Origin of the sequence: Kitasatospora sp. NPDC127060 (genome assembly GCF_042724935.1) — a bacterium.
GTDB lineage: Bacteria > Actinomycetota > Actinomycetes > Streptomycetales > Streptomycetaceae > Kitasatospora.
The window spans coordinates 18,806-27,271 of the sequence record NZ_JBHXEG010000106.1 but is presented as its reverse complement, the minus strand read 5'-3'; the positions used below and the strand labels follow the sequence as shown (position 1 = coordinate 27,271).

8 protein-coding genes are annotated in these 8,466 nt (G+C 72.5%); 2 read left to right on the top strand and 6 right to left on the bottom strand.

All coding sequences use genetic code 11. The annotated features are described in order from the left end of the window. The first annotated feature begins 275 nt into the window (after window positions 1-275). Window positions 276-1,694, top strand: coding sequence for an ABC1 kinase family protein (locus ACFWIS_RS36635; RefSeq protein ID WP_380461828.1), 1,419 nt, complete (start codon window positions 276-278; stop codon window positions 1,692-1,694). Window positions 1,695-1,829: 135 nt separating this feature from the next. Here ACFWIS_RS36635 and ACFWIS_RS36630 read toward each other — a convergent pair whose 3' ends face one another. The 4 genes from ACFWIS_RS36630 to ACFWIS_RS36615 all read right to left on the bottom strand — a co-directional run bounded on the left by ACFWIS_RS36630 (window position 1,830) and on the right by ACFWIS_RS36615 (window position 5,794). Beyond that, window positions 1,830-2,075 (bottom strand): hypothetical protein, encoded by a 246-nt coding sequence (locus ACFWIS_RS36630; RefSeq protein ID WP_380461827.1) that lies wholly within the window; start codon window positions 2,073-2,075, stop codon window positions 1,830-1,832. Between the two features lie 152 nt (window positions 2,076-2,227). Beyond that, window positions 2,228-2,596, bottom strand: coding sequence for a WhiB family transcriptional regulator (locus tag ACFWIS_RS36625; protein ID WP_380461826.1), 369 nt, complete (start codon window positions 2,594-2,596; stop codon window positions 2,228-2,230). Window positions 2,597-2,764: 168 nt separating this feature from the next. Further along, window positions 2,765-3,223: a hypothetical protein gene (locus tag ACFWIS_RS36620; protein ID WP_380461825.1), complete on the bottom strand. Its 459-nt coding sequence runs from the start codon at window positions 3,221-3,223 to the stop codon at window positions 2,765-2,767. A gap of 303 nt (window positions 3,224-3,526) precedes the next feature. Then, on the bottom strand, window positions 3,527-5,794 hold the full coding sequence (locus ACFWIS_RS36615) for an ATP-dependent DNA helicase UvrD2 (protein ID WP_380461824.1): 2,268 nt from the start codon (window positions 5,792-5,794) through the stop codon (window positions 3,527-3,529). Between the two features lie 311 nt (window positions 5,795-6,105). On the opposite strand from ACFWIS_RS36615, the gene ACFWIS_RS36610 reads away from it, so the two are divergent. Continuing rightward, window positions 6,106-6,363, top strand: coding sequence for a mycoredoxin (locus tag ACFWIS_RS36610; RefSeq protein WP_188304952.1), 258 nt, complete (start codon window positions 6,106-6,108; stop codon window positions 6,361-6,363). A 25-nt stretch (window positions 6,364-6,388) separates the two neighbouring features. On the opposite strand, the gene ACFWIS_RS36605 is transcribed toward ACFWIS_RS36610, so the two are convergent. Both ACFWIS_RS36605 and nudC read right to left on the bottom strand, forming a co-directional pair. Further along, window positions 6,389-7,228 (bottom strand): GntR family transcriptional regulator, encoded by an 840-nt coding sequence (locus ACFWIS_RS36605; RefSeq protein WP_380461823.1) that lies wholly within the window; start codon window positions 7,226-7,228, stop codon window positions 6,389-6,391. A 251-nt stretch (window positions 7,229-7,479) separates the two neighbouring features. Then, a complete protein-coding gene (nudC, locus tag ACFWIS_RS36600; protein ID WP_380461822.1) occupies window positions 7,480-8,421 on the bottom strand; it encodes an NAD(+) diphosphatase in 942 nt (313 codons plus the stop codon). Between the last annotated feature and the right edge of the window lie 45 nt (window positions 8,422-8,466).

Below are 8,466 nucleotides of genomic sequence, written 5' to 3'. Positions count from 1 at the left end.
GCCTGGGGCAGGGCGCGGGCCGGGAGAAGCGGGAGCCGCTGTTCCGAGGTGCGGGGTGAGCGTGGGAGGTGGGTGGGCAGGCGGCGGGTGAGGTGGGAGGAGGGCGGGTGGGGGTGGGGGGAGGGGGCGGGCCCCGGAGGGTCAACAAGGCCCCTCGGAAGTCACCGCCCCCCGGCCCCCGAGAAATACCGCCGGAACCAGCCCCGGAACCGGGCACAATGGCGTAGTGATGGTGGGCCGTCCGGCGTCGGGGGGCCAGGGGATTGGAGGCCCGGGTGAGCGATCTTCCGCGCAAGGCAGTGACCCGCACGGCACGGCTCGCCGCCCTGCCGTTGGGGATAGCCGGCCGCGCCACGCTCGGACTGGGCAAGCGGATCGGCGGCCGGTCGGCCGAGGTGGTGACGGCCGAGCTCCAGCAGGCCACCGCCGACCAGCTGTTCAAGGTCCTGGGCGAGCTCAAGGGCGGCGCGATGAAGTTCGGGCAGGTGCTGTCCGTCTTCGAGGCCGCGCTGCCCGAGGAGGTCGCCGGTCCCTATCGGGCCGCGCTCACCAAGCTGCAGGACGCCGCTCCCCCGATGCCTGCCGCCAAGGTGCACACGGCGCTCGCCCAGCGGCTCGGGGACGGCTGGCGCGAGCTGTTCCTGGAGTTCGACGACCGCCCGGCGGCGGCCGCCTCGATCGGCCAGGTGCACCGGGCGGTCTGGCACGACGGCAGACGGGTCGCGGTGAAGGTGCAGTACCCGGGCGCCGGCGACGCGCTGCTGGCCGACCTCTCCCAGCTGAGCCGGGTGGCCTGGCTGCTCGGCCCGTTGATCCCCGGGCTGGACATCAAGCCGCTGATCACCGAGCTGCGTGAGCGCGTCTCCGAGGAGCTGGACTACGAGCTGGAGGCCCAGGCCCAGCGCCGGCACGCCGAGGAGTTCGCGGGTGACCCGGACATCGTGGTGCCGGTCGTGGTGGCGCAGGCCGACCAGGTGCTGGTCACCGAGTGGATGGACGGCACCCCGCTGGCCGAGGTGATCGCGAACGGCACCCAGGAGGAACGCGACCGCGCCGGCCGGCTGCTGGCCCGGTTCCTGTTCGCCGGGCCGTCCCGGACCGGTCTGCTGCACGCGGATCCGCACCCCGGCAACTTCCGGCTGCTGAAGGACGACGGCCCGGCCGAGGGCTGGCGGCTGGGCGTGCTGGACTTCGGCACGGTGGACCGGCTGCCCGGCGGGCTGCCCGCGCCGATCGGGGCCTCGCTGCGGATGGCCCTGGACGGCGACGCCGCGGGCGTGCTGAAGATGCTGCGCGAGGAGGGCTTCGTGAAGCCCTCGATCCAGCTGGATCCGGACGCGGTGCTGGACTACCTGCTGCCGATCATCGAGCCGGCCGCGGTGGACAGCTTCCACTTCACCCGGACCTGGATGCGGGCCCAGGCGGCGCGGATCGCCGATCCGCGCTCGCCCGCGTACAACCTGGGCAAGCAGCTGAACCTGCCGCCCGCGTACCTGCTGATCCACCGGGTGACGTTGAGCACCATCGGGGTGTTGTGCCAGCTGGGTGCCAAGGCGCCGTTCCGGGCCGAGATGCTGGGGTGGCTGCCCGAGTTCGCCGGCGAGCGGCCCGAGGAGCCGGCCGAGCCGGTGGCCGCCCCCGCGAAGCGCACCACCCCGGCGGCCAGGAAGAGCAGCAAACCCGCCCGCCCCTGACCCACCGGACGGGCGGCCACGGCCGACGGCACCGGCCCACGACAACGGCCGCAGGCCGCTCCCCGAGTACGGGGGGCGGCCTGCGGCACGACGGGGGTCAGTCGGATCGGCGGCGAGCCGCCTGCGTCCGGCGCGTCACATCAGCGCGACGGCGAGCGCCTTGCGGGCCCGGAGAGAGGCCCGCTCGGCCCGCTGCCGGAGCTTGCGGGCCCGGACGACCCGGCTGACGAGGCGTTGTTCCTCCGCCTCGTGGAGCCTGTCTTGCATATGGGCACGGGCCAGGGATTCATGCATGAGTTGCATTTCGAGGGTCCTGTTCTGGATCTGAAGTTCGGTGGTCTGCTCAGCGCGGACGGTCGGATCGATGGCGGCGGGGGTCATGTGGTGGTCCTGCTCGTGGTGCGTGCTCGGGAATGGGATGGTGCGGGCTGCTGCGTCGGCCTTGGCGGCGGCTATCCGTACGGACCGGCGGAGGGCGCTTTCCAGCGGGGGCTGCTCTCCCCGGCGGACTGCCCTGGCGTCGTGGGCGGGGTTCACGCCATGACCTCGGTCTTGCGCGGACGGCCACGCGGCCGCTTGCGGGCCACGACGACACCCTGGACGAAGAGCTCGCCGCCCCAGACGCCCCACGGCTCGCGCCGCTCGAGGGCGCCGGTCAGGCAGACGTCCTTTACCGGGCAGGTGCCGCAGAGGGACTTCGCGTACTCGACGTCGGCGGGCGTCTCGGCGAAGAAGACCTCCGGGTCGAAGGCGCGGCACGGGATGGGGAGACCGAGCGCCTCGGCCTGCTCGATCGAGTTGAGCTGCATGAACGGAACCTCCGGGGGGTCGGCCTGGTCGGCCTCGTTGATCTGGCTTGTCTGCGGTACGGACGGGATGGGCGGCGTGATGACCGTGGACACTGTGGGCGTCTTCCTCGTCTTCTCAGTGGTTCCGGCCCAGTGGACTGGTGGTGCTGGGCCGGAGGCCCCGGAGGGCCTGGGTGGTCTTGCGTACCGGACAAAACAGAAGGGCCGCGGATCCCGGTGTGACGGGTTCCGCGGCCCTGGAGGTGCCGACCTGAGGCTGACTCAGGTTCGTTCTCTCCAGGGTTCAGGGCCGCGGAAGGCCCACATCCGGATGGCCTTGGCGCCGGTAAAGGCGGCCATGACCTGGTTGATCTGCTGCTTGTTCTGCTTCTGGGCGTTTCCGGCACCGATGACCTGCGCATAGTCGCCATGCCTGGCGGCGATTACGACGGACTTCGGTGCCTGGAGCGGTCGCTCATCGCACTCGGGACGCGACGTGCTGACCTGCGCCCAGCCACGGGACAGACCGGTCTCGACAACGGTGCCTTCGACACTCCTGCCGCCCGTGAGGCACAGATCAGTGTGCCCAAGGCCACTGACAGCGGAGGCGACGGAGACACCGGTGGTGTCGAGACCCAGACCGGTTCCACCGAGCTCGGCGAGCGCCCGCAGGCGGGCGGCACGCAGGGAGGCAGCGACAACGGTCTGGCCAGTCATTTTGGTGATCATGATGTTTCCCACTGTCTTCGCCTCCTCTCGGCGTCTCGCGGAGCCTGGTTCCCCTGGCTCCGAATGTTCGGATGTCTGTCTCGGTGAAGCTGTGTGAAGCTGTGTGAAGCTGTGTGGCGAGGGGGATCGGCACAGGTGTCACCCCGTGCGACCGCGTCCCCTTGACCGCTCCGGCAGGCTATTGCGCTCCCGGTATGCCGCGCAAACTATTTTTCACGCGAGTTCACGCGACGCCATCGACGGCGCGGTCCGCGCGACCTTCCGCGGCGGTTGCGAAGTCCCCCGAGCAGTCCCCTGGACCGCGCCCGTGCCGGCTCACGCCGGATCGATCGGACCGTCGTCCTCGACGCCGTCCGGATCCTCCTCGGGCTCCTCCCCCGCACACAACGAGAGCACGGCGGCCCCGTACTTGTCCAGCTTCATGGCGCCGACCCCCGAGATCAGGGCCAGTTCCTGGCGTCCGGCGGGCACGTCCTCGGCGATCGCCATCAGCGTGGCGTCGGTGAACACCACGTAGGCCGGGGCGCCCTGCTTCTTCGCCTGCCGGGCCCGCCACTCGCGCAGTCGTTCGTACAGTGCCTCGTCCATCGTGGACGGACAGTCCTCGCAGCGGCGCAGCTTGCGTTCGACGGCGTCGGTCAGCGGTTTGTCGCAGACCCGGCACTTGACCGGGCCGCGGACCCGTCGGCCGGCGGAGCGCTCGCCGGGCTCGACGCTCCCCCGGCCGCCCCGCGCGCCGGTGCGTGCGCCCGGTGCGGCGGAGCCGGGGCGCAGCCCGTCCATGAAGCGGCTGGGCTTGCGGGAGGCGCGGCCGCCCGGGGAGCGGGAGAGCGCCCAGGAGAGGCTGAGGTGCTTGCGGGCGCGGGTGACGCCGACGTAGAGGAGGCGGCGCTCCTCCTCGACCTGCTCGTCGGTCTTGGCGTAGATGATCGGCAGGGTGCCCTCGGTGAGGCCGACGAGGAAGACCGCGTCCCATTCGAGGCCCTTGGCGGCGTGCAGGGAGGCGAGGGTGACGCCTTCGACGGCGGGGGCGTGCTGGGCGGCGGCCCGGGCGTCGAGTTCGGCGACGTAGGCGGCGAGGTCGGTGGTCAGGCCGTCGGCGGTGCGGGTGCGCTCGAACTCCTCGGCGAGGCGGACGAGGGCGGCGAGGGACTCCCAGCGGTCCCGGACGGCGCCGGAGCCCGCCGGCGGTTCGGGGGTGAAGCCGCGGCTGGCGAGGACGGCGCGGACCTGGCCGGCGAGGTCGGGGGCGCCGGCGGTGAGCGGGTCGGCGGCGGCGCGGGCGGCGCCGCGCAGCAGGACACCGGCGTCGCGGACCTCGGGGCGTTCGAAGAACCGTTCGGCGCCCTTGAGCTGGTAGGGCACGCCGAGGTCGGCGAGGGCCTGTTCGTAGACCTCGGACTGGCCGTTGGTGCGGAACAGGACGGCGATCTCGCTGGCGCGCACGCCGGCGGCGAGGAGGTCCTTGATGCGGCGGGCGGTGGTCTCGGCCTCGGTGGGTTCGTCCTCGTACTCGGTGTAGACCGGTTCGGGGCCGGCCTCCCGCTGGGAGACGAGTTCCAGGCGGTGGCGGGCGGCCTCGCCGCGGGCCTGGGAGAGCAGCCCGTTGGCGAGGTGGACGACCTGGGGGGTGGAGCGGTAGTCGCGGACCAGCTTGACGACGGTGGCCTGGGGGTGGCGGCTGCGGAAGTTGAGCAGGTAGTCGGGGGTGGCGCCGGTGAAGGAGTAGATGGTCTGGCTGGCGTCGCCGACGACGCAGAGGCTGGCGCCGCCGTCGGCGCCGGTCCAGCGGTCGAGCAGGCGCTGCTGGAGCGGGGAGACGTCCTGGTACTCGTCGACGGTGAAGTGCCGGTACTGGCTGCGGACCTGGTCGGCGATGTCGGGGCGGTCCTCCAGGATGGCTGCGGTGAGCAGCAGGACGTCCTCGAAGTCGATGTTGCCGCGGCGGCTCTTGGTCTCCTCGTAGACCCGGTAGACCTGGGCGGTCTCGGCGGGGTCGCGGGGGGCTTCGCGGCCGGACTTGGCGACGGCGGCGGGGTAGTCCTCGGGGGCGGTCTGGGTGACCTTGGCCCATTCGATCTCGGCGGTGAGGTCGCGCAGTTCGGTGCGCTGGACGCGCAGTCCGCAGCGGCCGGCGGCCTCGGCGACGAGCTGGACCTTGCGTTCGAGGAGCTGGGGCACCGGGCCGCCGATGGCGCGGGGCCAGAAGTACTGGAGCTGGCGCAGGGCGGCGGAGTGGAAGGTGCGGGCCTGGACGCCGTCGGCGCCGAGCTGGCGCAGTCGGCCGCGCATCTCGCCGGCGGCGCGGGCGGTGAAGGTGACGGCGAGGACCTGTTGGGGCTGGTAGACGCCGCTGCGCACGCCGTAGGCGATCCGGTGGGTGATGGCGCGGGTCTTGCCGGTGCCGGCGCCGGCGAGGACGCAGACGGGGCCTTGCAGGGCGGTGGCGACGGCGCGCTGTTCGGGGTCGAGCCCGGCGAGCACGGCGTCGGGGCCCGTGGCGGCGCCGGGGTCGGCCCAGGGGGAGCCGTGGGGGCCGTCGTAGGGGCTGCCGCTCAAGAGGTCATCCTGCATGCGTTCCATCCTCTCAGCCCGGTGGGACAACCTGGGCGGGGTTGTCCACAGGCCCGGTGTGATCGCAGGATGATCGCTCCGCTCTCGTACGGATCACCGGGTCACGGGTCACGCGGGTCACGGGCACGGGTCACGCGGGGTCACCGGGTGACGGGTCACCGACCTCGGGTCACCGGCTTCGGATCACGGGGCCGGTACCCGCCCGGTCCGCACGCGGCCGGCCCGCACGCCCCCTTCGGGATCCGGCCGGAATGACTGCCGTCCGGTGGACGTTGCGGGTGTGAGACCGTACGAACCCCTCTTTCGAAGGAGCCCCCTCGATGTCCGGCACCGTGACGATGTACAGCACGACCTGGTGTGGTTACTGCAACCGGCTCAAGAGCCAGCTGGACCGTGAAGGCATCGGCTACACCGAGATCAACATCGAGGAGGACCCGGCGTCGGCGGCGTTCGTCGAGTCGGTGAACAACGGCAACCAGACGGTGCCGACGGTGCTGGTCCAGCCGGTGGGCGGTGGCGAGCGGGTCGTGATGACCAACCCGAGCCTGATCCAGGTCAAGAAGGCCCTGGCGGCCTGAGCCGGCCGGGCCGGGCCGGCGCGCGTCACGGCGCGTCGGCCCGGGCCGGGTCGACCGGGGTGGCGGGGGCGGGCAGGGTGGTGCGCGCGCCGAGGTCGCCGATGCCGTAGACGAGTCGGCTGCGGTCGGCGGAGTAGCGGGTCTCGATGACCCGGACGGGGCCGCGCCGGTCGTAGGTGACCCGGGTCTGGACCACGAGCGGGACGCCGGGGCCGCCCTGGAACCATTGGGCCTCCTCGGGGCCGGGCATCCGGGCGACGAGGTGGTCGACGGCACCGATCTCGGTGCGGCCGAGGGTGGCGAGGACGGCTTCGTCCCCACCCTCGACGGGGTCGGGTTCCATCAGCGGGGTGCCGGCGGCGAGTCCGGCCCGGTAGTGGCTCTCCTCGATGGAGTAGGGCTCGCGGTCGAGCAGGCGCAACTGGCGGCGGACGACGATGGCCTCGCCGGGGCGCAGTCCGAGGCGTTCGGCGATGTCGACGCGGGCCCGGACGATCATCATCTCGAAGTCGGTGCTGAGTTCGCGCCCGGCTTCGGCGGCTTCGCCGAGGTAGACGGTGGAGGGCGCGGCGAGGCAGTCGCGCGGCGCGGGGGGCTGGGTGGGCCCGTAGGCGTGGTGGTCGAGCACGGGGTGTTCGCGCAGGTAGGTGCCCTTTCCCTGGAGGCGGACGAGTCGGCCTTCGTTGACCAGGACGTCGACGGCGAGCCGGACGGTGTTGCGGGCGACGCCGTACTGGCGTTCCAGTTCGCTCTCGACCGGGAGGGCGGCGTCGGCGGTGAACTCGCCCTCGGCGATCCGGCGGCGCAGGTCCGCGGCGAGGCGCTGGTATTTGGGGGATTGGGCGGTGCCCCGGGGGATTGTCACCCGAGTGAATGTAGCGAGCGCGGTGACGCGGTTTCAGCCGTTTCCGGCAATGTCGTCCGCGCGGGTCGACGGTGGGGGCCCGGAAGTGTCCTGCGGTAGCAGAACTGGCCCGTCCGGCCACGAACAGCTGGTCGTACGGGATTCGGGGACGGGCTTGGAAACGAAATCGGGGGCGCGCGGCATAAGCCACGCGCCCCCTTGGGTGCAGATGTGCGCAGAAGTGCACGGAAGCACCGGGAATTCGTACAGGATTACCAGCGCGCCGCCGACGGCAGCGGTTCGCCGTACCAGAGTTCGACCAGGTGGCGGGCGATCGAGATGCCGGAGGGCGGCAGGATCTCACCGGCCTCCATCCCGGCCCGCAGCTCCTCGCGGGAGAACCAGCGCGCCTCGGCCAGCTCCTCGCCGTCCACGGTGATCTCGGTGCCGCCGGGCAGCGCCTTGCCGGTGAAGCCGAGCATCAGGCTGGACGGGAACGGCCAGGGCTGGCTGGCCACGTAGCGGACCTCGCCGACCCGCACCCCCGCCTCCTCGTGCACCTCGCGGGCCACCGCCTGCTCGATCGACTCCCCCGGCTCGACGAAGCCGGCCAGCGTGGACCAGCGGCCCTCCGGCCAGATCGCCTGGCGGCCGAGCAGGCAGCGGTCCTGCTCGTCGGTGATCACCATGATCACCGCCGGGTCGGTGCGCGGGTAGTGCTCGGCCGCGCAGGAGGTGCAGCGCCGCACGTGCCCGGCGCCGGCCTTCTCGGTCGGGTGGCCGCAGCGCGAGCAGAAGCTGTGCAGCCGGTGCCAGTGCTCCAGGGCGACGGCGTGCACCAGCAGGCCGGCGTCGCGGTCGGACAGCATCGCGCCGACCTCGCGCAGTCCGGCCGGGCGGGCGTCGCCGTCCAGCCGGCCGGGCAGGCTCTCGCCGGCCAGCGCGAAGTAGGAGACGCCGTCCTCGTCGGTGCCGAGGAAGTAGCGGTCCCCGGTCTGCGGCGCCTCGAAGGAGGGCAGCAGGACGAGTTCGGTGCCCTCGGCGGTGTCGACGACGAAGGCCTCGCCGCCGGCGATCGGCAGCACCCGGGTGGCGGGGTGGCTCCAGGCGGCCGCCAGCCAGGGCTCGTCGAACCGGTGCTCGGCCGCCCGCTCCACTCCGGCCCTGGACAGGGCCAGGGCCCGCGGACGCTCGGTCTCAGGCACGGTGCTCACTTCGTTCCATCCCCACGTGGTGAATCATCCGGATGAGTGATCTGA